Annotated in this window: 29 protein-coding genes; 21 read left to right on the top strand and 8 right to left on the bottom strand. The window is 62.7% G+C overall.

Annotated features, from left to right (window positions below; translation table 11 throughout):
* Nucleotides 1–12 precede the first annotated feature (12 nt).
* From AC6JBC_RS03265 to yihA, 8 genes are all read left to right on the top strand, one after another.
* Entirely contained in the window at nt 13–144 is a 132-nt protein-coding gene (locus tag AC6JBC_RS03265; RefSeq protein ID WP_464771314.1) for a hypothetical protein, read from the top strand.
* Nucleotides 144–1,493, top strand: a complete 1,350-nt coding sequence (locus AC6JBC_RS03260; RefSeq protein WP_498025990.1) for a M48 family metalloprotease — start codon at nt 144–146, stop codon at nt 1,491–1,493. The genes AC6JBC_RS03265 and AC6JBC_RS03260 overlap by 1 nt, the downstream gene beginning before the upstream one ends.
* A complete protein-coding gene (locus AC6JBC_RS03255) occupies nt 1,490–2,260 on the top strand; it encodes a DsbA family protein (RefSeq protein WP_498025370.1) in 771 nt (256 codons plus the stop codon). The genes AC6JBC_RS03260 and AC6JBC_RS03255 overlap by 4 nt, the downstream gene beginning before the upstream one ends.
* 262 nt (nt 2,261–2,522) lie before the next feature.
* Nucleotides 2,523–2,657 (top strand): 50S ribosomal protein L34, encoded by a 135-nt coding sequence (gene rpmH, locus AC6JBC_RS03250; RefSeq protein WP_013848777.1) that lies wholly within the window; start codon nt 2,523–2,525, stop codon nt 2,655–2,657.
* A 32-nt stretch (nt 2,658–2,689) separates the two neighbouring features.
* On the top strand, nt 2,690–3,076 hold the full coding sequence (gene rnpA / locus AC6JBC_RS03245) for a ribonuclease P protein component (RefSeq protein ID WP_498025989.1): 387 nt from the start codon (nt 2,690–2,692) through the stop codon (nt 3,074–3,076).
* Nucleotides 3,073–3,285, top strand: coding sequence for a membrane protein insertion efficiency factor YidD (yidD, locus tag AC6JBC_RS03240; protein ID WP_066526720.1), 213 nt, complete (start codon nt 3,073–3,075; stop codon nt 3,283–3,285). The genes rnpA and yidD overlap by 4 nt, the downstream gene beginning before the upstream one ends.
* Nucleotides 3,286–3,321: 36 nt before the next feature.
* Nucleotides 3,322–5,022 carry a membrane protein insertase YidC gene (gene yidC, locus AC6JBC_RS03235; protein WP_498025369.1) on the top strand — a complete coding sequence of 567 codons (1,701 nt, stop codon included), beginning with the start codon at nt 3,322–3,324 and terminating at the stop codon, nt 5,020–5,022.
* 13 nt (nt 5,023–5,035) lie between these two features.
* The gene (yihA, locus tag AC6JBC_RS03230) at nt 5,036–5,683 is read left to right on the top strand and encodes a ribosome biogenesis GTP-binding protein YihA/YsxC (RefSeq protein ID WP_460986789.1); all 648 of its coding nucleotides are present in this window, start codon (nt 5,036–5,038) and stop codon (nt 5,681–5,683) included.
* A 78-nt stretch (nt 5,684–5,761) separates the two neighbouring features.
* Here the strand turns inward: yihA and AC6JBC_RS03225 are convergent, their stop codons facing one another.
* Nucleotides 5,762–6,319, bottom strand: a complete 558-nt coding sequence (locus AC6JBC_RS03225) for a 2'-5' RNA ligase family protein (protein ID WP_498025367.1) — start codon at nt 6,317–6,319, stop codon at nt 5,762–5,764.
* Between the two features lie 117 nt (nt 6,320–6,436).
* Between AC6JBC_RS03225 and AC6JBC_RS03220 the strand changes: the two genes are divergently transcribed.
* From AC6JBC_RS03220 to AC6JBC_RS03205, 4 genes are all read left to right on the top strand, one after another.
* Nucleotides 6,437–6,871 carry a pyridoxamine 5'-phosphate oxidase family protein gene (locus AC6JBC_RS03220; RefSeq protein ID WP_498025366.1) on the top strand — a complete coding sequence of 145 codons (435 nt, stop codon included), beginning with the start codon at nt 6,437–6,439 and terminating at the stop codon, nt 6,869–6,871.
* On the top strand, nt 6,849–7,307 hold the full coding sequence (locus AC6JBC_RS03215) for a DoxX family protein (RefSeq protein ID WP_498025364.1): 459 nt from the start codon (nt 6,849–6,851) through the stop codon (nt 7,305–7,307). The genes AC6JBC_RS03220 and AC6JBC_RS03215 overlap by 23 nt, the downstream gene beginning before the upstream one ends.
* Before the next feature lie 64 nt (nt 7,308–7,371).
* Nucleotides 7,372–9,420, top strand: coding sequence for a carbon starvation CstA family protein (locus tag AC6JBC_RS03210; RefSeq protein ID WP_498025363.1), 2,049 nt, complete (start codon nt 7,372–7,374; stop codon nt 9,418–9,420).
* Entirely contained in the window at nt 9,417–9,602 is a 186-nt protein-coding gene (locus AC6JBC_RS03205; protein WP_498025362.1) for a YbdD/YjiX family protein, read from the top strand. Before AC6JBC_RS03210 ends, AC6JBC_RS03205 begins: the two co-directional genes overlap by 4 nt.
* Nucleotides 9,603–9,611: 9 nt before the next feature.
* On the opposite strand, the gene AC6JBC_RS03200 is transcribed toward AC6JBC_RS03205, so the two are convergent.
* Nucleotides 9,612–10,529, bottom strand: coding sequence for an XdhC family protein (locus AC6JBC_RS03200; protein WP_498025361.1), 918 nt, complete (start codon nt 10,527–10,529; stop codon nt 9,612–9,614).
* Between the two features lie 220 nt (nt 10,530–10,749).
* Nucleotides 10,750–11,421: a S24 family peptidase gene (locus AC6JBC_RS03195; protein ID WP_498025359.1), complete on the bottom strand. Its 672-nt coding sequence runs from the start codon at nt 11,419–11,421 to the stop codon at nt 10,750–10,752.
* Between the two features lie 115 nt (nt 11,422–11,536).
* On the opposite strand from AC6JBC_RS03195, the gene AC6JBC_RS03190 reads away from it, so the two are divergent.
* Nucleotides 11,537–11,722 (top strand): hypothetical protein, encoded by a 186-nt coding sequence (locus AC6JBC_RS03190; RefSeq protein WP_097092364.1) that lies wholly within the window; start codon nt 11,537–11,539, stop codon nt 11,720–11,722.
* Between the two features lie 74 nt (nt 11,723–11,796).
* A complete protein-coding gene (locus AC6JBC_RS03185; protein ID WP_498025357.1) occupies nt 11,797–12,090 on the top strand; it encodes a hypothetical protein in 294 nt (97 codons plus the stop codon).
* A gap of 10 nt (nt 12,091–12,100) precedes the next feature.
* Here AC6JBC_RS03185 and AC6JBC_RS03180 read toward each other — a convergent pair whose 3' ends face one another.
* On the bottom strand, nt 12,101–12,931 hold the full coding sequence (locus AC6JBC_RS03180; protein ID WP_498025356.1) for a hypothetical protein: 831 nt from the start codon (nt 12,929–12,931) through the stop codon (nt 12,101–12,103).
* A 35-nt stretch (nt 12,932–12,966) separates the two neighbouring features.
* On the bottom strand, nt 12,967–14,196 hold the full coding sequence (locus tag AC6JBC_RS03175) for a TIGR04063 family PEP-CTERM/XrtA system glycosyltransferase (RefSeq protein ID WP_498025355.1): 1,230 nt from the start codon (nt 14,194–14,196) through the stop codon (nt 12,967–12,969).
* A gap of 200 nt (nt 14,197–14,396) precedes the next feature.
* On the opposite strand from AC6JBC_RS03175, the gene AC6JBC_RS03170 reads away from it, so the two are divergent.
* The 5 genes from AC6JBC_RS03170 (at nt 14,397) to AC6JBC_RS03150 (ending at nt 19,229) form a co-directional block, all read left to right on the top strand.
* Nucleotides 14,397–15,764, top strand: a complete 1,368-nt coding sequence (locus AC6JBC_RS03170) for a putative O-glycosylation ligase, exosortase A system-associated (protein ID WP_498025354.1) — start codon at nt 14,397–14,399, stop codon at nt 15,762–15,764.
* Entirely contained in the window at nt 15,764–16,483 is a 720-nt protein-coding gene (locus AC6JBC_RS03165) for a hypothetical protein (protein ID WP_498025353.1), read from the top strand. The genes AC6JBC_RS03170 and AC6JBC_RS03165 overlap by 1 nt, the downstream gene beginning before the upstream one ends.
* 68 nt (nt 16,484–16,551) lie before the next feature.
* On the top strand, nt 16,552–17,556 hold the full coding sequence (locus tag AC6JBC_RS03160; RefSeq protein WP_498025351.1) for a DNA topoisomerase IB: 1,005 nt from the start codon (nt 16,552–16,554) through the stop codon (nt 17,554–17,556).
* A 25-nt stretch (nt 17,557–17,581) separates the two neighbouring features.
* The gene (locus tag AC6JBC_RS03155; RefSeq protein ID WP_498025350.1) at nt 17,582–18,745 is read left to right on the top strand and encodes a mechanosensitive ion channel family protein; all 1,164 of its coding nucleotides are present in this window, start codon (nt 17,582–17,584) and stop codon (nt 18,743–18,745) included.
* 88 nt (nt 18,746–18,833) lie between these two features.
* A complete protein-coding gene (locus tag AC6JBC_RS03150) occupies nt 18,834–19,229 on the top strand; it encodes a hypothetical protein (RefSeq protein ID WP_498025348.1) in 396 nt (131 codons plus the stop codon).
* Here AC6JBC_RS03150 and dgcA read toward each other — a convergent pair.
* On the bottom strand, nt 19,223–20,200 hold the full coding sequence (dgcA, locus tag AC6JBC_RS03145; RefSeq protein WP_498025347.1) for an N-acetyl-D-Glu racemase DgcA: 978 nt from the start codon (nt 20,198–20,200) through the stop codon (nt 19,223–19,225). The two genes, AC6JBC_RS03150 and dgcA, sit on opposite strands and share 7 nt — an antisense overlap.
* Before the next feature lie 103 nt (nt 20,201–20,303).
* On the opposite strand from dgcA, the gene AC6JBC_RS03140 reads away from it, so the two are divergent.
* Together AC6JBC_RS03140 and AC6JBC_RS03135 are read left to right on the top strand one after the other, a co-directional pair.
* On the top strand, nt 20,304–21,590 hold the full coding sequence (locus tag AC6JBC_RS03140; RefSeq protein ID WP_498025346.1) for a class I SAM-dependent methyltransferase: 1,287 nt from the start codon (nt 20,304–20,306) through the stop codon (nt 21,588–21,590).
* 56 nt (nt 21,591–21,646) lie between these two features.
* Nucleotides 21,647–23,434, top strand: coding sequence for an ABC transporter transmembrane domain-containing protein (locus tag AC6JBC_RS03135; RefSeq protein ID WP_498025345.1), 1,788 nt, complete (start codon nt 21,647–21,649; stop codon nt 23,432–23,434).
* A 24-nt stretch (nt 23,435–23,458) separates the two neighbouring features.
* On the opposite strand, the gene AC6JBC_RS03130 is transcribed toward AC6JBC_RS03135, so the two are convergent.
* Both AC6JBC_RS03130 and AC6JBC_RS03125 read right to left on the bottom strand, forming a co-directional pair.
* The gene (locus tag AC6JBC_RS03130; protein ID WP_498025344.1) at nt 23,459–23,776 is read right to left on the bottom strand and encodes a PilZ domain-containing protein; all 318 of its coding nucleotides are present in this window, start codon (nt 23,774–23,776) and stop codon (nt 23,459–23,461) included.
* Nucleotides 23,777–23,962: 186 nt separating this feature from the next.
* Nucleotides 23,963–24,385, bottom strand: a complete 423-nt coding sequence (locus AC6JBC_RS03125; protein ID WP_498025343.1) for an ExbD/TolR family protein — start codon at nt 24,383–24,385, stop codon at nt 23,963–23,965.
* Nucleotides 24,386–24,398 lie beyond the last annotated feature (13 nt).

Here is a 24,398-nt window from a genome sequence, read left to right as displayed (position 1 = left end):
GACGTCCGCCCGATGAGCAACGCCGCCGCCTTGCCGGTTTTCCGGAAAGGTGGCGGCGTTCTCGCTTCAGGCGGAGTTCATGGCGATGCTGGCAGGCGCGCGGACATGCTGCGTTCGTCCCTGCTCCATGGTGATCGGCCATGATGCGCCGCTGGCTGCGTCCCGCCGCGATTGCCGCTGCGTCGCTGGCATTCATGGTCCAGCCCGCGATGGCGCAGCAGATCCTGCGCGACGCCGAAACCGAAGCCTTCATGGCTGACATGTCCGGCCCGCTGGTCAGCGCAGCGGGGATGGAGCCGCGCAATGTTCAGGTGCTGGTTCTCAACGATCCGGAAATCAACGCCTTCGTCGCAGGCGGCCAATATGTCTGGGTTCATAGCGGCCTGATCGCCGCGGCCGACAATGTGAACCAGCTGCAAGGGGTCGTCGCCCACGAACTCGGCCATATCGAGGGCGGCCATGTCATCCGATCATCGGAAGGCATGAAGGCCGCGACGGGCATCACCCTGCTCAGCCTGGTCCTGGGCGCCGCCGCGATTGCGGCAGGCGGCGCGGAAGCGGGCATGGGCATATTAGGCATGGGCCAACAGGCGGCGATGGGCAAATATCTCGCCTTTTCCCGCGCGCAGGAAAGCTCGGCCGACCTTGCGGGTGCGCGCTATTTGAGCAAGGCGGGCCTGTCGGGCAAGGGTAGCCTGGAATTCTTCAAGAAGTTGCAGAACCAGGAATATCGTCTCGCGATCCCTCAGGAAGATAGCTACGGCCGCACGCATCCGCTGTCCGGCGAACGCATCAATGTCCTGCGGGAAGTGTATACGGTCGATCCCGCGTGGGACAAACCCATCGACCCGAAGCTGGAATCCCGGTTCGAGCGTATCAAGGCCAAGCTGGTCGGCTTCGTTTCCGAACCCACCCAAACATTGCAAAGATATCCCGAGAGTGATCAGTCGATCCCGGCGCATTATGCGCGCGCCTATGCCTGGCATAAAAGCGCCTATCCCGACAAGGCGATAGCCGAGGTGAACGCCCTTCTGACAGCGCAGCCGCATGACCCTTATTTCCTGGAACTCAAGGGTCAGGTGCTGCTGGAAAGCGGCAAGCCTGCCGACGCCATCCCGCCGCTGCGCGAAGCCGTGCAACTGACGCAGCAGCCCTTGATCGCCACGATGCTGGGCCATGCGCTCATCGCGACGGAGGATGACAAGAACTTCGCCGAGGCCGAACAGGTGCTGCGTAATGCTGTGGCGCGCGACCGGGAAAATCCGTTCGCCTGGTATCAGCTTGGGGTCGTTTATGAACGGCGAGGTGACACGCCCCGCGCGGCGCTGGCCACGGCGGAACGCTATGCCCTGATGGGCGACGACCAGATGGCGCTGCGCAGCGCGGACGCGGCCATGCAGGGATTGAAGCCCGGCACGGTTGACTATCTGCGGGCGCAGGATATCGCCATGGTCTCCCGCGCAGCCGTCGAGCAGAAGCGAAAGAAGAAATGACCGAAACCTCTCGACCCGGCTTTCGCGCCGCCCTTTCCAACAGGACCATCCAGATGACGATCGGCGCCCTCGCCTTCATCGCCGCCACTGCCGCTGGCGCGGCTCTAGGCATGCAGAGTAGCGGCAGCGTCGCCGCCGGAGACAAGGCCGCGATCGAGAAGATCGTGCGCGACTATATTCTGGAGCATCCGGAAATCATTCCCGAAGCGGTCGAGCGGCTGCAGGCTAAACGCGTGTCGGACAGCATCGGCGAAAGTCGCAAGGCCATCGAAACGCCCTATGCGGGCGCGTGGGAAGGCGCAGCCAACGGCGATGTCACGGTGGTCGAATTCTTCGATTACGCATGCGGCTATTGCCGCGCATCCCTGCCCGACCTTGCCAAGCTGGTGGGCGAGGACAAGGGGGTGAAGGTCGTCTATCGTGAATTGCCCATCCTCTCCGACGAGAGCGCCGATGCGGCAAAGGTGTCGCTGCTGGCGGCGGAAAAGGGCCAGTATATGCCTTTCCATCGGGCGCTGTATGCGAGCGGGCAGGTTACGCGGGAAAGCATTCTGGGCGCCGCCGCCAAGGTCGGAATCGATCGCAAGGCTGCGGAGGCCGCCATGGCCAACAGCAAATATAATGGTGAAATCCAGTCAAACATCGCGCTGGCGCAAAAGTTGCGCGCCACCGGCACGCCGACTTTCGTAGTGGGTGATCAGGTGCTGAACGGCGCGGTCGGTTATGATGCGCTCAAGCAAGCGGTAGCGGCGGTACGGGCGAAGTAAGAGGGGCATCACTCCCTCTCTCCTTCAGGGGAGAGGGGGCGACTAAAAGGCGCTCTCACGCCATTTCCCCTCTCCCGCCTTCGCTTACGCTCGGCACCCTCTCCCCTGAAGGGGAGAGGGGACATGGTGAGCATATCCCTCCTCCTCCGCCATTGACTCATCTACAGCTTTTGCCTATCGGACGCCCCCTGACATGCGGTCGCCCATCGGCGGCCCTTTTTTGTCACGCCCGATTTTGACGTTTTGCTTTGAGGAATGAACGATGAAGCGCACCTATCAGCCGAGCAATCTGGTTCGGAAGCGCCGTCACGGTTTCCGCGCTCGCATGGCGACCCCCGGCGGCCGCAATGTGATCCGCGCCCGCCGTTCGCGGGGCCGCAAGAGCCTGAGCGCCTGAACGACGCGCCGCCGGATCGCGCGCCAGCCATGATGCGGCGGCGCGCTGATTTCCTGGCGGCGAATCGTGGGCGGCGCGCGCCGATGCCAGGCTTTGTCCTGCTGGTGCGCGAACGTGGCGATGGCGATCCGGCGATGCGTATCGGCATCACGGTTACGAAGAAGATTGGCGGCGCTGTCATCCGCAACCGGATGAAGCGCCGTTTTCGCGTCTTGGCGCGGGACTTGTTGCCCATCCACGGAGTCGCGGGCGCCGACCATGTGCTGATCGGCCGTTCCGAAGGCATAGAGCGCGACTTCGCCTTACTCCGGTCGGAATTGGAAAAGGCCCTGGGCAAGGTGATGAGCCGCCCTGCTGGCACCCATCGAGGGCCTCCGCGAAAGAAACCTTCGCGCGAACAGAACGCTCAGGAGCAATGATCGCTCGCTTGCTCATCCTGATCGCGCGCTTCTGGCAGCTTGGCCCCTCGCGCATATTGCCCCCCAGCTGCCGCTATGCGCCGTCCTGTTCGCAATATGCCATAGAAGCCATCCGCAAATATGGTGCGGTGAAGGGTAGCTGGCTCGCCACGAAGCGGCTAATGCGATGCCACCCTTGGGGCGGTTCGGGTTACGACCCGGTCCCCTGATACGAATTTTCACAAGACACGGCGGAGCCGACAAGCGTGGACGACAAGAAGAATATTGTTCTGGCGGTGCTACTGACCGCAGCGATCCTGTTCGGCTGGCCCTATATTGCCAAGCATTTCTTCCCTGCCGCGAACCCGCCCGCGACGAAGATCGAAGGCGGCAAGACCACGCCGGTGGCGCAGGGATCAAGCCCGGTAGCGAGCAGCCCGTCCGCGACTCGCGATCGCGCCCTGGTGTTGAAAGAAAGCCCGCGCGTCGCGATCCGCACGCCGAAGCTGACGGGCTCCATCAACCTGAAGGGCGCGCGCATCGACGATATCGTGCTGCCCACCTATGGCGAAACGATCGCGAAAAATTCGCCCGCGATCCGGCTCTACAGCCCTTCGGGCACGAACGACGCCTTTTTCGCTGGCTTCGGCTGGCAAGGCGAAGGGTTGAAGGCTCCTGACGCGAGCACCGTCTGGACGGCCGACGCGCAGGAACTGACGCCGACCAGCCCCGTGACACTGCGGTGGGACAACGGTGCGGGCCAGGCCTTCGAAATCCGCCTGTCGGTCGATGAGAATTACATGATCACCGCGCAGCAGAAGGTCGTGAACAGCGGCACAGGCATGGTCGCGGTGAAGCCTTATGGTTACATCAATCGCACCGGCATCCCCAAGGACCCGGACACCTGGACCATCCATATCGGCCCGATGGGCGTGTTCAACGGCGCTGCCAACTATGATGTGAATTACAAGGATTTGAACAAGGGTCCTTCCAGCCAAAGCTTCCAGTCCACAGGCGGATGGCTCGGCTTTACCGACAAATATTGGCTGTCGGCACTGGTCCCCGACCAGAAGGCTGCCTTTGAAGGCCAGTTCCGCAAGGGTGCTGGCACGCAGTATCAGGCCGATTACAGCCTGGCTCCGACCATGCTGGCGCCGGGCAAGGCCGTCACCCAGACGGTGCGCCTGTTCGTGGGCGCGAAGGAAGTGAAGACGCTCGAAGCCTATCAGGACGCGGGAATTCCGCTGTTCGACCGGGCGATCGACTGGGGCTGGTTCTACTGGTTCGAAAAGCCGATCTTCGCGCTGCTGCACTGGCTGTTCGAACATATCGGCAATTTCGGCGTCGCCATCATCTGCCTGACCTTCGTGGTCCGCGCGCTGATGTTCCCCGTCGCCCAGCGCCAGTTCGCCAGCATGGCGGCGATGCGCGCGGTGCAGCCCAAGATGAAGGCGCTGCAGGAGAAATATAAGGACGACAAGCCCAAGCTGCAGCAGGAGATGATGGAGCTGTACAAGCGGGAGAAGGTCAATCCGCTCGCTGGCTGCCTGCCCATCTTCATCCAGATCCCGATCTTCTTCGCGCTGTACAAGGTGTTGCAGCTGACGATCGAAATGCGTCATCAGCCCTTCGTCCTGTGGATCAAGGATCTGTCCGCACCCGATCCGCTGCATATCTTGAACCTGTTCGGCCTGCTGCCCTTCACCCCGCCGTCCTTCCTGGCGATCGGCGTGCTGGCGCTGCTGCTGGGTATTTCCATGTGGCTGCAGTTCAAGCTGAATCCGGCTCAGATGGACCCTATGCAGCAGCAGATCTTTTCGATCATGCCGTGGATGATGATGTTCATCATGGCGCCCTTTGCTGCGGGCCTGCTGGTCTACTGGATCACCAACAACTGCCTGTCGATGCTGCAGCAGTGGTGGCTCTACAAGCGCCACCCCGTGCTGAACGCGGCTCCGGCGAAATAAGGCGGATATCCAAGTGGACGAGCAGGAACAGGCAGAGCTGATCGAGGAAGCGCGCAAGGTGTTCGCCGGGCCGATCACCTTTCTCAAGTCAGCGCCGGATTTGAAGTTCCTGCCCGACATGTCGGTCAATGAGGTGGCGTTTGCGGGCCGATCGAACGTCGGCAAATCGTCCCTGCTGAACGCGCTGACGGGCCGCAACGGGCTGGCCCGCACGTCGAACACGCCGGGACGGACGCAGGAACTGAACTTTTTCGATGTCGGCGACCCACTGCGTTTTCGCCTCGTCGACATGCCTGGTTATGGCTATGCGCGCGCGCCCAAGGATATGGTGCGCCAGTGGCGCTTCCTTGTGAACGACTATCTGCGCGGGCGGGCGAAGCTGAAGCGCGCACTCGTACTGATCGACAGCCGCCATGGCATCAAGGATGTCGATAACGAGATTTTCGACATGCTGGACGCGGCGGCGGTCAGTTACCGCATCGTCCTGACCAAAGCAGACAAGGTAAAGGCCAGCCATCTCGCCGAAGTGATACAGGCGACTGGCGATGCCGTCCGGAAACGGCCCGCTGCCCATCCGGAGATTATCCCGACCTCAAGCGAAAAGGGCATGGGCATAGCGGAACTTCGGGCGGCCGTTCTGGCCAGCGTTACTGAAGGGTGACAAGAGCGGGACAGTTGACGCTGCCCCCCTCCGCTGATGCTTAAAGCTATCACATTCGCCAAATAGCCAAGGCCGGGATCAGAACAGTTCATATTGCCCGTCTCCTTTGAGCGTCCAGGTGCCCAGAATATCGTGCCGTGTGCGGCCCACATGGCTGCAAACCAGGACAAACTGGTCGAGCGACCACAGGAAGCCGTCGATACTTTGCTGCGCCGGAGGGCCATCCCTGTAGAATAGCGTCTGGTGCGGGCTGAAGCTCCAGCCGGGGCGCAAGGCCACGCCTGCCCCCCGCATCGCGTTGATGATCGAATTCTGTAATTGATTGAGCAGCGGCAGGGATCGGGACGGGCGCAGGGCGGCGGAGCGATTGCTGAAGCTTAGTCGGTCGAGCCTCATGTCAAAAGGTTCAGCTTCGACCATAGTCCCCGCCCGCAGCAATGCCTTGATCACCGCATAGGGATATTCGACATAGTCGGCGGTCACGGCCAGCGTGACATGCTGATGCTCCAGCCGGATGCGGCGCGCCCCGCCGCCCAGCGTCTCTGCCAAATGATCGGTCTGGCGCGCGATGATCGCCGACGGCTTCAGCGCGAAAAAGAGACGATATTTGGTGTCGGCGCGCATGTCATGGCGCATGGCTGATCCTTTCGAGTCGATATGTTCACTATATGTTCCTATAGCGCTGATAGCGAGTCTCCCGGGAGCCGATGCGCCATTCGGACGTTAGGCATGGTCTCAACCAAGGAGTGTCCGATGGCCCACCTCACGCTGCCGCAGCTGGCGAAGAAGATGAAGGATATCGACTTCGCGATGCTTTCCACCCGCGCTGAAGGTGGCCAGATCGCCGCACGGCCGATGAGCAACAATCGTGATGTCGATTATGATGGCGACAGCTATTATTTCACCACCGACGACACCGTCATGGTCCACGATATCGAGCGCGACCCGAAGGTTGGCTTGGCCTTTCAGGGCTCCGCCGGGTTGTTGAAGCAGCGCCCGCTATTTGTGGCGATAGAAGGACGCGCCGATCTTGTCCGTGACAAGGGGGCGTTCCAGGCGCATTGGAACAGTGACCTTGACCGCTGGTTCGGCGAGGGCATCGACACGCCGGGGCTGGTGATGATCAAGGTGAGCGCGGAACGGGCGCATTATTGGGATGGAGAGGATGAAGGGGAGGTCCAGCTCTGATCTTGACGGATGGGCGGGCAAGCAAGACCGCGTCAGGACGGCGTCGCGCTGGATATTGTCCCTATTTTATCTGATCGCGGGGTTCGCTCATCTCACCCGGCCTGGCGGCTTTATAGCCATCACGCCAGATTGGGTGCCCCACCCCGCTGACATCATCGCGCTGACCGGCGTGGCGGAAATTGCGGGCGCTGCGGGATTGCATATCCCTAGACTGCGCAAGGCCGCCGGGATCGGCTTGGCGCTTTATGCGCTGTGCGTGTGGCCCGCCAATCTGAACCATGCGCTCAACAATATTCCATTGAGCGGCGTGCATTTGAGCTGGTGGTATCACGGCCCGCGCCTGCTGTTGCAGCCGGTGATCATATGGTGGGCCTTGTGGTCCAGCACGGCGGTCGAATGGCCGTTTGGGCGGAAACGTGACGTCCCATATCAATGATTGTCTTTGAAATGGGCGGCCCTACTGTGGCGCCCGCCTTACACGAACAAAGATAGAGAGAGTGATGACCCGGCACATCCCCTGGATCCTGACGGCCATAGTCGGGGCGATCGCCTTGTCAATGGTTGCGATATCCCGGGGCGAGGCGGTCAATGCGCTCTGGATCGTCGTGGCGGCAGTCAGCAGCTTCCTTGTCGCCTATCGCTATTACGCGCTCTACATTGCGCGGCATGTGATGCGGCTTGATCCTGCACGACCCACGCCCGCACTAAGGCGAGCCGACGGCCTGGATTATGTCGCGACCGACCGGGTGGTCCTGTTCGGGCATCATTTCGCGGCCATCGCAGGCGCTGGGCCTCTTGTGGGACCCGTCTTGGCCGCGCAGATGGGTTATCTGCCCGGCACCATCTGGATCATCGCAGGCGTGGTGCTGGCGGGCGCGGTGCAGGATTTCATGGTCCTGTTCATTTCCATGCGCCGCGATGGCAAATCGCTGGGCGAGCTTATCCGCATGGAAATGGGGCAAGCGGCTGGGACGATCGCGCTGTTTGGCGCCTTCATGATCATGGTGATCATCCTGGCAGTGCTGGCGTTGATCGTGGTGAAGGCGCTGGCGGAAAGTCCATGGGGCATGTTCACCGTGGCCGCCACAGTGCCGCTCGCCCTGCTGATGGGCGCCTACACGCGCTGGATAAGGCCGGGACGGATTGGCGAGGTCTCGCTGATCGGCCTCATCGGCCTGCTGGCGGCGATCATATATGGGCAGTCGATCGCGCAATCGCCGCTATGGGGGCCAGTCTTCACCTTCACGCCGGTGCAATTGTGCTGGATCCTGATCGGCTACGGCGCGGTGGCATCGGTGCTGCCGGTGTGGCTGCTGCTGGCGCCGCGTGATTATCTTTCGACTTTCCTCAAGATCGGGGCGATCGCCGCGCTTGCCATCGGCATCGTCATCATGGCGCCACCGCTCAAAATGCATGCCGTGACGCAGTTCGTGAACGGCAATGGTCCGGTCTGGTCGGGCGGGCTCTTCCCCTTCCTGTTCATCACCATCGCTTGCGGGGCGGTGTCGGGATTTCACGCCCTGATCGCAAGCGGCACAACGCCGAAGCTGATCGCGAGCGAGAGCGACGCGCCGCTGATCGGCTATGGCGCGATGCTGATGGAAGCGTTTGTGGCCATCATGGCGCTGGTGGGTGCGTCGATCCTCGATCCCGGCATTTATTTCACGATGAACAGCCCGGCGGCGGTGATTGGCACCGACGCGAGCAGCGCGGCCGCCGCCGTCACCGCGATGGGCTTTCCCATCACCCCTGACCTTATCGCCCAGACCGCCCGTGATGTGGGCGAACATACCATAATCTCTCGCGCGGGCGGCGCGCCGACGCTGGCCGTGGCCATGGCGGAAATCTTTTCCCATGTGATTGGCGGCCCGGCCATGAAAGCCTTCTGGTATCATTTCGCCATATTGTTCGAGGCGCTCTTCATCCTCACGGCAGTTGACGCGGGCACGCGCGCGGGCCGTTTCATGTTGCAGGATCTGATTGGACTGGCCGTGCCGCGCTTCAAGGATACAGCGGGCATCATGCCGGGACTGGTGGCCACCGCGCTGACGGTTTCGGCCTGGGGCTTCTTCCTTTATCAGGGCGTCACGGACCCGCTGGGCGGCGTGAATACGCTATGGCCGGTGTTCGGCATTTCCAACCAGATGCTGGCGGCGATCGCGCTGATGCTGGCGACGGCGGTATTGTTCCGGATGAAGCGGAACCGCTATGCCTGGGTGACGATGATCCCGACCGCCTGGCTGCTGGTCTGCACATTATCGGCCGGACTGCTGAAGCTGTTTTCGCCCGATGCGAAAGTCGGCTTCCTTGCCCATGCGGCGAAATTCTCGGCAGCGGCGAATGAGGGCAAGTTGCTCAGCCCCGCTAAGTCCATGGCGGAAATGCAGCAGATCATCTTCAACGACCGGGTGGACGCCGGGCTGGTCGCCATTTTCCTGATGGTGGTGCTTTCGCTGCTGTTCTTCACCGTCCGCACCTGCCTTGCCGCGCGGCGGGCCGATGCGCCGACGGCGCGCGAAATCCCCGCTTCTCTGGTGCCAGCAGAATGATCGGATTGCTCGACAGGATGCGCCGGATGGCGATGATGATGGTCGGTGTCCCCGATTATGAGGGCTATGCCCGGCATATGCACATGCATCATCCCGGCGAGCCGGTCATGACGCCCACCGAGTTTTTCCGCGATCGGCAGAAGGCGCGCTATGGCGGGAAGAATGGCGGCAAATGCTGTTGAAGACGCCGGTCAACTGCGGGCGTTGAAGCCTGCGATCATGCCCGCCGCGATGGACAAGGCGATCTCGGCCGATCCAACCGCGCCGATGTCGAGCCCCGCCGGGCCGTCTATTCGCTCAAGTTGCTCTGCGGAAAAACCCATTCCCGACAGGCGCTCAAGCCGCGCCGCATGGCTCTTGCGCGACCCCAGCGCAGCGACATAGCCGGTCGGCGCGCGCAGGGCAGCGGCCAGAGCTGGATCGTCGATCTTGATATCATGGCTGAGCGTCACGATTGCCGTCGCCTCGCCGGGGCGGCGCGCCCCGATCGCCTCGTCGGGCCAACGATCGTCCAACTCGACGCCGGGAAAGCGTTCCTCTGTCAGGAATCGGCCGCGCGGATCAATCACCACGGGTTTCACGCCCATGGCTTGGGCCAGCGCGCACAAGGACTGAGCGATCTGCACCGCGCCGACGATCAGCAGCTGGCGCGGCGGATCGTAGCGGTTGTGGAATTGACCCTCGATCACTGCCTCGCGGGTGATGCCTGTACCAAGGTCGGTGGAAAGGGTGAGGGACCGCCCCTCATCGCGGGCATCAGCAATCCGGTCGAATAACTCGGGCGCGAAGCTCCCCTCCTCCACCGGCTGGACCAGCACGCTGATCTCGCCTCCGCAGGGAAGGCCAACGGACCAGGCGTCATCATCGGCAACGCCATAGCGTTCCAGATGCGCCGGGCGGCCCGTGATCACCTCTTCCGCCCGTTGCAGGACATCAGCCTCAACGCAGCCCCCTGAAATGCTGCCTTCGAAACGTCCGTCGCGATGGACGATCATGTGGCTGCCGCGCGGCCGGGGGGCCGATCCCCATGTCGATACGACCGTTGCGAGCGCCATGGGCGCGCCACGCCACTCGATCGCCTTGCGTATCACCGCGTCATTGTCGTTCAATCCCGGCCTCCTTGCCCAACGCACATAGGAGGCCGCCAACGTCTCGCCAAGCTAGGGCCGATACGACATTCAGTTCTGGCGGCCTGCAAATGGCGGTTCTCCGCGCTTCCGGCGCTCACGTACTTTGAGTACGCTGCGTTGAAGCGAGGCGCGTGACTCGCTTCAAGGGTCACGGAAAACCACCATTTTCGGCTCGCCATCTCCTGAATGTCTATCGGCCCTAGACGAGCCGCCGCCCCGTCCATACGACCCGGCCGACGATCGCCACCAGTGATGGGTCGATGTCCACCCAGTCGGGATAATGGACATTGTCGCTGCGGACACTGAACAATCCTCGGCGTGGCCCCATCGCGATACGCTTCACCATCAGCACGCCATCCAGTCGCAGCACATATACCCCGTCGCGCAGCCGCATCGCGTCATCATCATGGTCGACCATGATCTCGTCACCATCATTGAGCGTCGGCGCCATCGATTCGCCATCCACCCGGATGATGGAAACTCTTTGAGGCTTCACGCCCAGATGGCGCAACCAATTGGCATCGAAAGCCAGGACGCCCGCCGCCCGCTCATCTTCGTCAAGCGAACCGGGTCCCGCCGACGCGCCGAGCGACAGGCGCGGCACAGGCACCACTGCGGGCAAAGGCCGCGATTTCCTTTCCACCGGGGCCTGGCGCCCCGGCCCACCCAGCAGGTCTTCGGCAACGCCAAAATAACGCGCCAGCACCCGCCGGTCCTCCTCATCCAGCTTGCGGGGCGTGCCGCGCTTGATGAATTGCTGAACATAGGCCGGGTTACGTTTCAGCAGGCGGGATAGATCGGCATAATTCTCCCCCCTCTCGGCAATCAGCCGTTCCAGCACCACGCGCGGATCTTCTCCATTACCGACCATGATTCATCCATAATGATAGGAATTTTCCTAGACAAGTAGGAAATAGGGGAAGAAATAGGAAAACACTTAGAGATTCGCAGGGGGCGAATCGCGTTGAAGAGGGAGATTGGAACGCATGCTGATTCGCGCCGTAGAGAAGTTCCTGCGGGATAACGGCATTCCGGCGACACGCTTTGGCCGTGAAAGCGTTCGCGATCCCCGTCTGGTGTTCGACCTGCGTCAAGGTCGCGAACCGGGGGAACGGATCAAGAGACGTATAGAACATTTCATGAACACATATCGCAGGAGCGCGGGTCAATGACAAGTCTGGATCATCTCCGCCGAGGCCGGAAACTGGTCGAAAATGAAGGAAGGCGCCTAAGCGGACAGGATCCCTTGCCCCGACTGCTCGCCCAATTGATCGAGCGTGCAGGCGAACCGGCGAGCATCGAAAGCGCCATGAGCCGTCCCTGGGCCAGCGCATTGTTCCAGGGGAGGCAGCACGTCATCACGCTGTGGATTAAGGGGCCGAACGCCAGAGGTCGACGAGCCCGGTTCGCCGAGGGGCTGGAGGACGCCGAATGGTCGCTGCCCAGACATTTCGTAGCCGACATCATAATTGATGGCGGCAGGTCGGATGCAGATGACGAATGGGTCGAACTGTCGGCGCTCACCATCGAAGATTGGTGAGCGGCAGTTCTCAGCGCGCCCGATCCGCCATGGCCCGCAATGTGCCAAGCGCCGCGCGCAGCGCCTGATCGACGTCATCCTCGACCCGATCCCGCACCGGGACCCGCTGTTCGGTCGGCATGTCAGCGATGACACCGTCGGCGGCGGCAGTCCTGGTGCCGCGCACACGATCGGTGAGGCCTTTTTCGAATCGCGCGGTGAGTTCAGCCAGCGAAGGCAGGCTGGGAGTTGGCGGAATGTCGTTGGACAGAGATGCGGGGGCGGGATCGGTGGCCATGACGCTCACCGCTTCAAATTCGGCATCGACCGCTGAATGAATGTCCGGGGCTTCTGCTGGCGTCGGCGCGCCGGGCAAGATTGCCGCCTCCGCTTCCGGTTGAGCCGATTCGAACTGTTCACCGCGCGCGGGGCCAATCCGGGGGAAAATCTCCAGGCCGCCAAAGTCGCGGCTCGCAAAGATGGGGGCACGCGCCGGGGCGTCGGGATGCGCGTCGGCGCGGCGCATCAGCGGACGCGATATTCTGGAGGCTCCCGAGGTCCGGCCGCGAGACAACCAGTTCAGCTTCGGCAATGCAAAACCCATATCACTCACTCCTGTAACGCCGCGAGAGCGTTGATCCTTTTTCATCGGCACGGGCGCCGCGTTGAAACTTACAAAACCCATCGCCATCAGCGCGCCGAAGCCTGCGACAAGCAGGCGCGCCTTCAACCCCAATGGCGGCGCGGCGGCGGGCAAGGCTTCGCTCAGTCCGCTCGACGCGACCATTGTTTCGACCAGTCCCACGGGCATCGCCAACAGGATCAGCGCGAACGCCAGCCCTGCCAGCACGGCCGGGGTCATCGCCCTATGAAGTCGAACCGCCGCCATGTTTCAGTTCAGGCAGCGGCGCGAATGCGCGCCATCCGCTGCGCCAGTAACCGCTCATAGACAGGCCCATAACGCAGAATATTTGACGACCAGTTACGCTCGCGCTCGACAAAGGCGCGGGCCGTTGCCCGCCGATCGTCCCAGAAACCACGATCAGCGAACATCTCCGCCAAAGCGGCCGCAATGGCCGCCGGATCGCCGGGCGCGAACAGCGTGCCGGTCACGCCATGTTCGATCAGTTCACGATGACCGCCTACATTGGAGGCAGCCACCAGCCGCCCCTGCGCCATCGCCTCCAGCGGTTTGAGCGGGGTCACAAGATCGGTGAGCCGCATCGCCTTGCGCGGATAGGCAAGCACATCGACCTGCGCATAGTAATGCTCGACCTCATCATGAGGGACGCGACCCACGAAGACGATATGGTCGGCAAAAGGTGAGGCCGTCGCCTGGTCGCGCAGCGCCTGTTCGCGCGGGCCGCCGCCTACCAGCAGCAGCTTGACCTTGGGCCGCGCGCGCACCAGCCGGGGCATCGCGGCGATGAGGTCGTCCAGACCTTCATAATCATAGAAGCTGCCGATGAAGCCGACCACGTCGGCGCCCTCAAGCCCCAGCCTTGCGGTAAGCGCCGGATCGCGGCGCACCGGCGTGCCGAATTGCTCCATATCCACGCCGTTGGGCGAGACGATGATCTTGGTCGGGTCGATCCCGCGCGCAACCAGATCGCTCCGCAGTCCTTCGCAGATGACGGCAACGGCATCGGCCGCGCGCACCGCATGGGTTTCCAACTGCCGGGTCAGCCAATAGCGGGGGCTGCCTTCGGTGCCGGTGCCGTTTCCGACCGCTGCATCCTCCCAGAAGGCGCGGATTTCGTAGATCATCGGAATGTCATGCCGTTTGGCCGCGCGTTGCGCCGCCATGGCGTTCAACACGGGCGAATGGGCGTGGATTACATCCGGCCGCCACCGAGTGATCAGCGAATCAATGGCGTCCGCATGCGCCGCGATGTCTCGCCATTCGCGCAGCAACGGATTGCCGGTTGCCGGTATGCCCGGCGTGCGATGAAAATGAAGGCCGTCCACGACCTCTTCTGCTGGGCCTTTGGCGCCGTGACGCAATCCGGTGATTGCCCGCACGTCCCAGCCCTGCGCCATTTGCGCTCGCAGGATCGCACGCGTGCGGAAGGTGTAGCCGCTATGCATCGGCAGGCTGTGATCGAGCACATGGAGTATCCGAGTCATGACGCTTCTTGTGCCGGAAAAGGTTTAACGGCCCGTCAACTCTGCCGCGCTAGGGAAAGGCCGTGGCCATGGAAGAACCCTTCGCGCGATGATTGACGCCCTGTCCCTGCTGATCAGCCATGGCGTCATCATGCTGGCGGCCTGGCGCCTGCTGCCGCGCGCCGATCTGGATGACGAATCGCAGGTGGAGCGATCGCGCGATGCGTGACCTGTTCTTCCTCGCCTTCCTCGGCGCCTTCTTCCTGCTGGGGCTGCGGCGTCCATTCCTGCTGATCGCCGTCTACGCCTATATCGACATCGTCTCGCCGCAGCGGCTGTCCTATTTCCTGCTGAACCGCATTCCGATCTCCGCGATAGCCTTTGCTCTGGCAGTGGGTGCATGGCTGCTGGTGGACAAGAAAACGGACTGCCGCTTCTCGATGCGCCAGCTCTTGTTGCTGGTCCTGCTGGCCTGGTGCGGCTATACGACCGCAACCGCCGACTTCCCGCTTAACGCGCATACCAAGTGGGAATGGGTGTGGAAGGCGATGATCTTCGCCATCTTCCTGCCGCTCACGCTCCGCACCCGACTGCGGCTTGAGGCACTGGCGCTGTTCATGGTGCTGTGCGCAAGCACGATCATCATCAATGGCGGCATGAAGACGGCGCTGTCGGGCGGCGGCTATGGCGTGCTCAACCTGATGGTCGATAATAATAGCGGCCTTTATGAAGGCAGCATCATAAGCTGCGTCGCCATCTCGCTAATCCCGCTCATCCTGTGGCTGGCAAAGCATGGCACTATCTTTCCGCCGGACTGGCGCGTGCGCGGCTTCGCCTACGCGCTCTGCCTTGCCTGCCTGCTGATGCCGATCGGGACTGAGGCGCGCACCGGCCTCGTTTGCATCGCCATCCTCGCTGGCATGATGCTGATGCGGTCGAAGCGGCGCTTTATCTACGGCCCGATCATGGCCCTTGCGGCGCTTGCCGCCATCCCCTTCCTGCCCACCAGCTTCACCCAGCGCATGTCGACCATCGAGAATCATCAGGGCGATGAAAGCGCCTCCACGCGCCTTGCCGTATGGAAGTGGACGCTGGACTATGTGAAGGAGCATCCGGGCGGCGGCGGCTTCGACAATTACCTCCAGAACAGCTTCACCTATTCCATGCAGGAACGGGTGACCGACAGCGGCGGATCACGCATGGAGCGGCGGCTCGTTACCGACAAGGGCCGCGCCTATCACAGCGCCTATTTCGAGATGCTGGGCGAGCAGGGCTATTTCGGCTTCGCGCTGTGGCTGCTGATCCACCTCATCTGCTTCATCCGCACCGAAGCAATCCGCCGACGCTATCGGGGCCGCGATGGTCCGGGCGAGGCATGGATCGCGCCATTCGCACTCGCGCTTCAGCAAGGCCATGTCATTTATATGATCGGGTCGCTGTTCGTGGGCATCGCTTACCAACCCTTCATCTTCATGATGCTATCGCTGCAAATCGGCCTCGACACCTATCTCACCCGCAAGCAGCGGGAGGGTGCGCGAGCCCCGGCCATTCCGTTGCGGCCCTTAAAGCCGATCACAGGGGGAGTATGATGAGCGGAGAACTCCGCATTCTGGGCGTCGCCCATGGCTTGTTGCTGGGACTGGTGCTGGCGTCGCCCATGATCGGCAGGGAATTCCTGCCATGGGGCGTGGAAGCGCTGTTCATTATCGCCGCTTTCCAGCTGCGGCTTGCCGACCGGCGATGGGAAACCCGCGCGGGCCTGCGCGGCTGGGTCAGCCATATTCGCATGGCGCCCGGACGCCTCGTCCCCTGGGCCGCCACGGCAGTGGTGGCGGTCATCGCGGGGCCAGAGCAGTCGGCACTCGCCGGATCGATATTGGCGGCGGTGCTGATGGCGGAGCTGCTACTTTATCCTGCCGCAGCCTATCTGCTTGGCCGCCTGCCCCGTGCCGGGATCGCGCTGCTCATCCTTCTGCTGCTCATCGGCTGCGGTCTTGCAGGACAGGGTCAGCCTGCCCGGCTCGCCATGGCTTTCGCGCTAGGGGTGAGCGGCTGCATATTCTGGATGCGCGGGCCGGACGGTGAAGCACGGTCCACCATGATCGCCGGAGCTACAGCCCTGGGCTTTTTCGCGATCGCGCTGCTGCTGCCCAATATGGCGATGATCGCCATGCCCGCCGCGATATTGGCCGCGACCCTGACCCTCGCGCATCTATCGGTCATCCGTCGCCATCCAGAACATTGGCGGTTGCGCAGCAGTGTAACATTTCGTTGGCGCTTGACCGGCTCACAACCCGGCCGATCCTGACCCCGCGCTTTAAGGCCGGGGAACGCAAGCGCGGTAAGGCGGGTTAATGGCTCTTGAGAAGGAGCCAAATGCCGCAACGCCTCGTCCACGCCAATGACAGCCTGCCGGGAATAGCGCGCCGCCCATTGAAACGGGGATGGGCCTATTTCCTTGCTGACGGCACGCGGATCACCGACCGGAACGAAATCTACAGGCTGAACGCCATCGGCATGCCGCCCGCTTACCGTGATTGCTGGTTCTGCCCGCTGCCGCATGGCCATATCCAGGCGACTGGCTATGATGACAGGGGCCGCAAGCAATATCGCTATCATCCGGAGTTCCGCGCCGCGCGCGAAGCGGAAAAATATGGCGGATGCGCCTTGTTCGGACGCGCGCTCCCCCGCCTGCGCGCGCGCATAGAGGCGGACCTGTCGATCCGTGGCCTGCGCAAGGAACGCACCCTGGCCGCGGTCGTGCGCCTGCTCGACCTTGCCAAGGTGCGCGTGGGCAACGAACAATATGCAGCAGCGAACAAGAGCTTCGGCGCCACGACGCTACGCCGCCGCCATGTCGATCTTACCGGACAGAAGCTGCGGCTGCGCTATCGTGCCAAGTCGGGCCGCGAACATGACCTGACGATCAGCGACCGGCGGCTGCTCCGTTTCGTGCGCGCGATGCAGGACCTGCCGGGGCAGCATCTGTTCCAATATCTGGACGAGGAAGGGATCGCGCGGCCGATCACCTCCGGCGACGTGAACGCCTATATCGCGGAAGCCATGCGACATGACTTCACGGCCAAGCATTTCCGTACATGGGGCGCTTCGGCCGTTGCGTTCGAAGCGCTAGCCTCCGGCCCCGTATCGCTCGCGCAGATGGTCGCGCCCGTGGCCGAAGCGCTGGGCAACACGCCCGCCATCAGCCGTAAAAGCTATATCCATCCAGCGCTGATCGAATTGTGCAAATCGGGACAGGATGAATGGCGGGCAGGGCTTCGCTTGCCGCGCAGTACGCGCTATCTCACCCGCTACGAACGCGGACTGATCGCCTTTCTGGAAGAATGCGGAGCAAGCTCCTCTCTTCCTCTGGCGGCCTGACCGCTTAGATTTTTCAGGGATCCCCATGGCTGCAAAGAATGAACCTGCCCTCACGGTTCGCGCTCCCAACCTTTCGGAAATGTGGCACGCCACGGCGAACTGGTTTGCCATTCACTCCTTGCAGATAGTGATTGCCGTCGGGACAGGCATAGCCATCTATCTAGCCCTCGCCGCGCTGCGGCAATTCGGAAAGCGGTTCAGGGGCAAGCCGGGCAGCACCCTCGGCGTTTCCAACGTCGTTGGCCGTGCCATCGCCCGGACCACCCACTTCTTCATGGCCCTGGTCGCCGCGCGGCTGGTGGTCAGCTACGCCAATCCTCCGCAGATGGTGTTGAAGACGGTGGCCTTCCTCTTCACCATTGCCGCCGTTTTCCAGGCCGCCATCTGGGCGCGCGAGATCATCCTGGGCCTCGTTGAACGCAAGACCGTGGGCGAAGACGCTCATGGCGAAACCCTGGCCAACGCCATGGGGTTGATCCGCGTCCTCGTGACCTTCGGCCTGTTCGCCATCGCCTTGGTCGTCGTACTCGACAATCTGGGCGTCAACGTAACGGGTCTGGTCGCGGGCCTTGGCATCGGCGGCATCGCCATCGGCCTCGCCGCGCAGGGCATCTTCTCCGACCTGTTCGCTGCGCTGTCGATCATCTTCGACAAGCCCTTCCGCCGGGGCGAGGTGATCACCTATGACCAGACGACTGCGCGGGTCGAACGCATCGGCCTCAAGAGCACGCACCTTCGGGCAATGACGGGCGAGAAGAAGGTCATCTCCAACGCCAACCTCCTGCAAAAGGAGATCACCAGCCTTCAAACGCTGGAGCAGCGCCGGGTCACCTTTGCCATCGGCATCATCTACCAGACGCCGGATGAAAAGGCTGATGCCATCCCCACCCTGCTTGAGAAGATCGTAACGGCGGAAGGCATGCACTTCGTCAATGCGGGGCTGGTACGCTTCGGCGCGAGCTCGCTGGATTACGAACTCAATTTCGACGTGCCCTACCCCGACAAGCATGATTATTTTCAGTCGCGCCATCGCATCGGCCTTGCGATCTGGAAGCGGTTCAAGGCGGAAGGCATTGAATTTGCCTATCCCACCCAGACGAGCTTTACCGCAGCGCCGGACGGGCAGACGATAATGCCTTATCCCGATCCCATCCACATCGATCATGAAGGGACTGCGCGGCTCACCTGATCCGGTTTTGGATTCGCTTCACCTTCCCCTTGCTTGCCTCGGCCCTGTCAGCCGGTCAGGCAGCAGCATCGCTGATTGGGGATTGAAGATGATTTCACGCGCCAAACTCGCCGCCGCTGCACTGGTAAGCTCCCTCGCCATCGCTCCTGCGCATGCCGAAGGACTTGGAGCCGAAGTCAATTACGGCCGGGCGAATGGTCATTGGGGCACCGAAATCGGCGCTGGCTACGCACTGGACGTGGCGGGTTTCAGCCTGACCCCCGGTGCGGGCGTCTACCTGCGCGATGGTGAGGCAAAGCTTTATGGCCGGGTCGAGGCGACCTACCACTTGCCAGCCTTTGCGACGATCGGCGCGGGCATTCGGTTTAGCGGTGACAACAGCCGACCCTATGCCACCGTCGCGATGCCGATCGTCCCGAAGCTGCGCGTGAAAGGCAATGTCGGTCCCAAATATTATGCCGTGGGCCTGACGCTCGGTTACTGACCCGTGCCCCATAGCGTGCCCGGCTGCAGCATGCCGTCCCGCAAGGCGAGGGCGCCATCCCTGTCCTTGGCCAGCAGCAGGGCACCATCCAGGTCTATCCAGTCGGCGCCCTGCGCGACCAGCGCCGCAGGGGCAATCCCGAGCGACGTGCCAAGCATGCAACCCACCATGATGCGGAAGCCCCGCGCCCGTGCCGCGCGGGCGAGAGCAAGCGCCTCGGTCAACCCGCCCGCCTTGTCCAGCTTGATATTGACCGCGTCAAAGTCCCCCAGTCGATCAAGGTCCGCGCGCGTGTGGCAACTTTCGTCCGCGCAAAGGGGGAGCGGCGCCTTGACGCCCGCCAGCCTGTCCTCACGTCCGTGAAAAACCGGCTGCTCCACCATTTCCACGCCGAGTTCGGCAAGAGCGCCCGCTTCCGCCGCAATGTCGAGATCATGCCAGCTTTCATTGGCATCAACGATCAGCCGTGCACCGGGCGCCCCGACGCGAACCGCCGCGATCCGTTCCCGGTCCCCCTCACCCGTCAGCTTGCATTTCAACAGGGCAAAGCCCCTGCCCGCCGCGGCACGGGCATCGGCTTCCATCTGTTCGGGGTCATTCAGGCTGATGGTGAAGGCAGTGGGCAGCGGTGCAGGGGGTTGAACGCCTGCCAGTTGCCAAACGGGAGTGCCCGCTTGTCTGGCCTCCAGGTCCCACAACGCGCAGTCAAGCGCGTTGCGCGCCGCGCCTCGGGGCATCGCCTCCAGCAGCGCCTCGCGGTCCAGCGGCCCCCGATAGTCGTTGATGGCGGCGGCACAGCCTTCGGCGGTTTCTCCCTCATAATAGATGGGCGTGCCTTCGCCCCGGCCCACATATATTCCGTCGCTCACGGTACAGACGACGACGTCCACGGAGGTTTTGGCGCCCCGACTGATGATGAAGGCGCCTGCTACCGGCCAGCGTTCGATGGTGGCGGAAATTATACGGGTCATCGACGTTTCCTGAGCGGCAAGTTAGGGACCGGACACAGGCTCTATGCGAGAATCGCGGGCCGCCGCATAGTCCCGCCAGATCTTATATAAGGATGGGTGCATCGTGACTTCCCGCGAATTGACCGGCTTTCTTTCCCTGGCCGAACAGGAGGACGGTGCGACACAACGCCGGATGTCCGACCTGGCATGGCGCATCGGTTTTGGGGCGATTAGTTGGCCGTGGCTGCTCGCCAGCCTTTCGGGTGGGCGCAAAGCCGACAAACGCGCCCTGATGGATGAGTTGAACCTGCCCCATGATGCGCTTCCCCATCTTGGCAGCTGGAAGGCGGACGTCGGCTTCCTGCGCCATATCGTGCGGGAGATTGCGCGCTTGCGGCCTGCGCAGGTCGTGGAACTGGGCGCAGGCGCCTCCACATTGGTTGCGGCCAAGGCCTTGGCGATGCATGGCGGAGGCCGCCTGACCAGCTTTGACCAGCATGGCGGCTTTGTCGATGCTACCCGCAACTGGCTCTGCGATCACGGTCTGCAAGCCGACCTGCGCCATGCGCCGCTGGCATCGGAGAGCAGCGATTGGCCGGGGCGCTGGTATGCGCTGGACGATCTGCCTGAGCGCATCGACCTGCTGATCATCGACGGGCCGCCATGGTCGGTTCACCCGCTGGTGCGGGGAGCGGCGGACAGCCTGTTTGCACGGCTGTCGCCCAACGCCGTTGTCTTGCTCGACGATGCGGCGCGACCGGGCGAGCGGATCGTGGCGCGGCGCTGGCGTCAACGTTGGCCGCACATCGACTTTCGGTTGATGCATGACGGCACCAAGGGCACCCTGGTAGGGCGCAGGCGTGACATGTCGATCCCGGTCGCCAACGATAATGAAAGCGGGCGCGGCTGGCAGCATTTGCGTCGGACAGCCGCGATCGCAGCCCTGCTGGCGACCGGCTGGATCGCGAGAGGCGCGCTGGGCGAGTTTCCGCAGGCGGCGCAGGCCAACCCCTTTCTCGACGAAGCAGCGGCGTCCCACCGCGCCGGGCTGTTGCGGCAAAATATGGCGTCTCAGGTGGAAAGCGCGACCCTCAACAGCGAGGAGATACGCCGTTCAACCGGGATCATCCTGCCGTCCTTTCCCCGCAGCTGGCGTGTTACCGACGTGCAACTCTTTCCGACGCCCGACAGCCCGGCCATAGCCATCTCGATTGTTACTCCGGCTGGCGAACAACTCTCCTTCTTTGCGGACAAAGCCGAAACGCCCGCAGAGGGACATCCCCTGATCGCCCGGCGCGCAGCCGACATCATCGCCTATTGGGAAGCGGGCGACATGGCCTACGCGCTGACCGGACGCACGGCCGCCCGCCGCATCATGACGCTGGCGGCGGAGATTACACCTTCCAGCTGACGCCGCGCCGCTGATCCTCGTTGAGGCTTGCGCCGGGGGCTGCTAAGCGCGCGCCCATGCAAGATGCGGAAAAGTCCATGCCTCGCGGCGGCGCGCGTTCATCCCTTGGCAGCCTCGCCATGCTGTGGCGCTTCGCCACGCGCTATCCCGGACGGATCGCCGCCGCGCTCGCCGCGCTCATCGTCTCATCCGCCGCGACACTCGCCATCCCCAGCGGCTTTCGACTCGTCATCGACCGGGGGTTCATGGGCGGCGGGGATATCAGCCGGTGGTTTCAGTATCTGCTGCTGATCGTGCTGATCCTTTCCCTGGCAACGGCGGCACGCTTCTACTTCGTGTCCTGGCTTGGGGAGCGGGTGGTGGCCGATATCCGATCGGCGACGCAGGCCAATCTGCTGCGCCTCGAACCCCGCTTTTTCGAAGAGAACCGGCCGTCTGAAATCGCGTCGCGCATGACGGCGGACACCGCCATTATCGACCAGATTGTCGGCTCCACCGTGTCGGTCGCCCTGCGCAACCTCGTCACGGGGGTTGGCGGGCTCATCTACCTCTTCGCGCTCGCGCCCAAGCTCGCGGGCCTTCTGGTGCTTGGCATCCCCATCATTCTGGTCGTGATGATCAGCCTGGGCCGCCGCGTACGGCTTCTCTCCCGCGCCAGTCAGGACAGGCTGGCCGCCGTCGGCAGCGTAACATCCGAAGTGCTGGGTGCCATGAAGATCGTTCAGGCATTCGGGCAGGAAGCGCGGGAATCCGCGCGCTTCGACACCACGGTGGAAGCAGGATTTGCGACAGCCCGGCGCCGCATCCTCCTCCGCGCGGCGATGACGGCGGTTGTCATTGCTCTGGTCTTTGGATCGATCACTGCGGTGATGTGGCAGGGCGCCCTGGATGTCGCGGCGGGCAGGCTTTCTGGCGGCAGCATCGCGGCATTCGTTCTCACCGGTGGCCTTGTCGCGGGGGCATTTGGCGCGTTGTCCGAAACCTGGGGCGACCTGCTCAGGGGCGCAGGCGCGGCGAGCCGCTTGCACGAGCTTATGACGGCACAGCCCGAAATCCTCGCTCCTGCTTTGGCCAAGCCGATTCCCCAGCTTCCGCATGGCGCGAACCTCCAGTTCGACGAAGTGCATTTCAGCTATCCGACGCGACCGGGCGAAGCCGCGCTTCACGGCATTTCGATCGATATTGCGGCAGGCGAAACAGTGGCAGTCGTCGGGCCGTCAGGCGCGGGCAAATCCACGCTGATACAGCTTGCGCTACGCTTCTACGATCCTGACACCGGGGCCATCCGGCTGAATGGCGTCGATCTGAGGGATGCCGACCCGGCAACCGTTCGGAATATGATGGCGATGGTTCCGCAAGACAGCGTCATCTTTGCTGCATCGGCGCGGGACAATCTGCGCTTTGGCCGCTGGGACGCGTCGGACGACGAGATTTGGGGAGCAGCGCGTGCAGCCAATGCAGAGACGTTCCTGCGCGCCCTTCCCGAGGGGCTGGATACATTTTTGGGCGAAGGTGGAGCGCGGCTTTCCGGAGGACAAAGGCAGCGCCTTTCGATCGCGCGCGCCCTGCTCCGCGATGCACCGATCCTGTTGCTGGACGAGGCGACCTCTGCGCTAGACGCGGAATCGGAACGGCTGGTCCAGGACGCACTGGCGCGCCTGATGCAAGGGCGCACGACAATTGTCATCGCTCACCGGCTGGCAACGGTTCGCGCCGCTGACCGGATCATCGTACTCGATAATGGTCGCGTGGTGGAACAGGGCAATCATGCCGCATTGATGGTGGAAAAGGGTCTGTACGCGCGTCTGGCGACCCTCCAGTTTCAGGATGCGCCAGCGGCCTGAGGCAAATCCGCCTTCAAAGCTATATTACCCGCTGATCCTGACGATATGATCAAGGATGGCGGGATGCAGGGGCCGTTCGAACCGGCAACCTGCTTCATGGCCACGTGTCCAGAGGACTTGGGCGCGTCGTCCTTCGAATCCAGGCAGCATGACCCATAGGGAATCACCTGCGGCCAGCTTCATGAAGCTCTGCAGGAGGAAGCCATTAACAGACAAGTCGGCTACGCTGCTCTTGAACCAGTTCTCGCTTGGCCGCCTCACCTTGACGGGCACCTGAATATAGCACCGATCAGTCTGGCGACCGCGCTTTTGGTTCAGGTCGATGTGCAATTCAGCGCCCATGATCAGATGCGTTCCTTTGGGCGGAACATCTCACATTACGGTTAAGGAACCGTTGAGGCAGAGACCAAAAAAAGGGCCGCCGAAGCGACCCTTTAGATAACCAAAAGCTGATTGCGTCACCCCAGCCCGCGCCCGGAAACGGGAAGTCGAACATTCCCGGCCAGACAGCGGCGGCGTAGCCAGCTCTTAGAAGTTTCCATATTGTTCATTGCCCACGAAGCCGAGCTTCGTGACGCCCGCGCGCTTGATCTCGGCCAGAACCTGATCAACGACGACATAGCGGGTCGCGGCATCGGGCTGGAACTGCAATTCGGGTTCGACCGGCAACCGCAGCGACTGCTGCAGATACTGACGCAGGGTCAGAAGGTCGATGGCCGAACCGTTCCAGGTGATGATTCCGCCAGCATCAATCGCAACCTTGTTCTTGACAGGGTCGATGACGCTGTCGGTCGGTGGCGCGTTCTGCGGCAGGTCGATCTTGACCGCGTGGGTCTGGATCGGGATCGTGATGATGAACATGATGAGGAGAACAAGCATGACGTCGATCAACGGCGTCGTGTTCATTTCCATCATCGGCTCGCCATCATCTTTTCCGGCGCTCATTGCCATGGGGCGATACTCC

The sequence above is a fragment of the Sphingobium sp. RC1 genome, assembly GCF_059738765.1.
Note: the sequence above shows the minus strand (reverse complement) of the source record. Positions and strands in the feature narration are given on the sequence as shown.

Bases quoted from the DNA above. Each gene is read 5' to 3' on its own strand.
- AC6JBC_RS03260 (WP_498025990.1), top strand. From the start codon at position 144: ATGCGCCGCTGGCTGCGTCCCGCCGCGATTGCCGCTGCGTCGCTGGCA.
- AC6JBC_RS03165 (WP_498025353.1), top strand. From the start codon at position 15,764: ATGAGCGGAGAACTCCGCATTCTGGGCGTCGCCCATGGCTTGTTGCTG.
- AC6JBC_RS03160 (WP_498025351.1), top strand. From the start codon at position 16,552: ATGCCGCAACGCCTCGTCCACGCCAATGACAGCCTGCCGGGAATAGCG.
- AC6JBC_RS03150 (WP_498025348.1), top strand. From the start codon at position 18,834: ATGATTTCACGCGCCAAACTCGCCGCCGCTGCACTGGTAAGCTCCCTC.
- rpmH (WP_013848777.1), top strand. From the start codon at position 2,523: ATGAAGCGCACCTATCAGCCGAGCAATCTGGTTCGGAAGCGCCGTCAC.
- AC6JBC_RS03155 (WP_498025350.1), top strand. From the start codon at position 17,582: ATGGCTGCAAAGAATGAACCTGCCCTCACGGTTCGCGCTCCCAACCTT.
- AC6JBC_RS03210 (WP_498025363.1), top strand. From the start codon at position 7,372: ATGACCCGGCACATCCCCTGGATCCTGACGGCCATAGTCGGGGCGATC.
- rnpA (WP_498025989.1), top strand. From the start codon at position 2,690: ATGCGGCGGCGCGCTGATTTCCTGGCGGCGAATCGTGGGCGGCGCGCG.
- AC6JBC_RS03195 (WP_498025359.1), bottom strand. From the start codon at position 11,421: ATGGTCGGTAATGGAGAAGATCCGCGCGTGGTGCTGGAACGGCTGATT.
- AC6JBC_RS03225 (WP_498025367.1), bottom strand. From the start codon at position 6,319: ATGCGCCATGACATGCGCGCCGACACCAAATATCGTCTCTTTTTCGCG.
- AC6JBC_RS03125 (WP_498025343.1), bottom strand. From the start codon at position 24,385: ATGGCAATGAGCGCCGGAAAAGATGATGGCGAGCCGATGATGGAAATG.
- AC6JBC_RS03205 (WP_498025362.1), top strand. From the start codon at position 9,417: ATGATCGGATTGCTCGACAGGATGCGCCGGATGGCGATGATGATGGTC.
- AC6JBC_RS03220 (WP_498025366.1), top strand. From the start codon at position 6,437: ATGGCCCACCTCACGCTGCCGCAGCTGGCGAAGAAGATGAAGGATATC.
- AC6JBC_RS03255 (WP_498025370.1), top strand. From the start codon at position 1,490: ATGACCGAAACCTCTCGACCCGGCTTTCGCGCCGCCCTTTCCAACAGG.
- AC6JBC_RS03175 (WP_498025355.1), bottom strand. From the start codon at position 14,196: ATGACTCGGATACTCCATGTGCTCGATCACAGCCTGCCGATGCATAGC.
- AC6JBC_RS03130 (WP_498025344.1), bottom strand. From the start codon at position 23,776: ATGGGCGCTGAATTGCACATCGACCTGAACCAAAAGCGCGGTCGCCAG.
- AC6JBC_RS03265 (WP_464771314.1), top strand. From the start codon at position 13: ATGAGCAACGCCGCCGCCTTGCCGGTTTTCCGGAAAGGTGGCGGCGTT.
- AC6JBC_RS03215 (WP_498025364.1), top strand. From the start codon at position 6,849: ATGAAGGGGAGGTCCAGCTCTGATCTTGACGGATGGGCGGGCAAGCAA.
- AC6JBC_RS03135 (WP_498025345.1), top strand. From the start codon at position 21,647: ATGCAAGATGCGGAAAAGTCCATGCCTCGCGGCGGCGCGCGTTCATCC.
- yidD (WP_066526720.1), top strand. From the start codon at position 3,073: ATGATCGCTCGCTTGCTCATCCTGATCGCGCGCTTCTGGCAGCTTGGC.
- AC6JBC_RS03190 (WP_097092364.1), top strand. From the start codon at position 11,537: ATGCTGATTCGCGCCGTAGAGAAGTTCCTGCGGGATAACGGCATTCCG.
- AC6JBC_RS03180 (WP_498025356.1), bottom strand. From the start codon at position 12,931: ATGACCCCGGCCGTGCTGGCAGGGCTGGCGTTCGCGCTGATCCTGTTG.
- dgcA (WP_498025347.1), bottom strand. From the start codon at position 20,200: ATGACCCGTATAATTTCCGCCACCATCGAACGCTGGCCGGTAGCAGGC.
- AC6JBC_RS03170 (WP_498025354.1), top strand. From the start codon at position 14,397: ATGCGTGACCTGTTCTTCCTCGCCTTCCTCGGCGCCTTCTTCCTGCTG.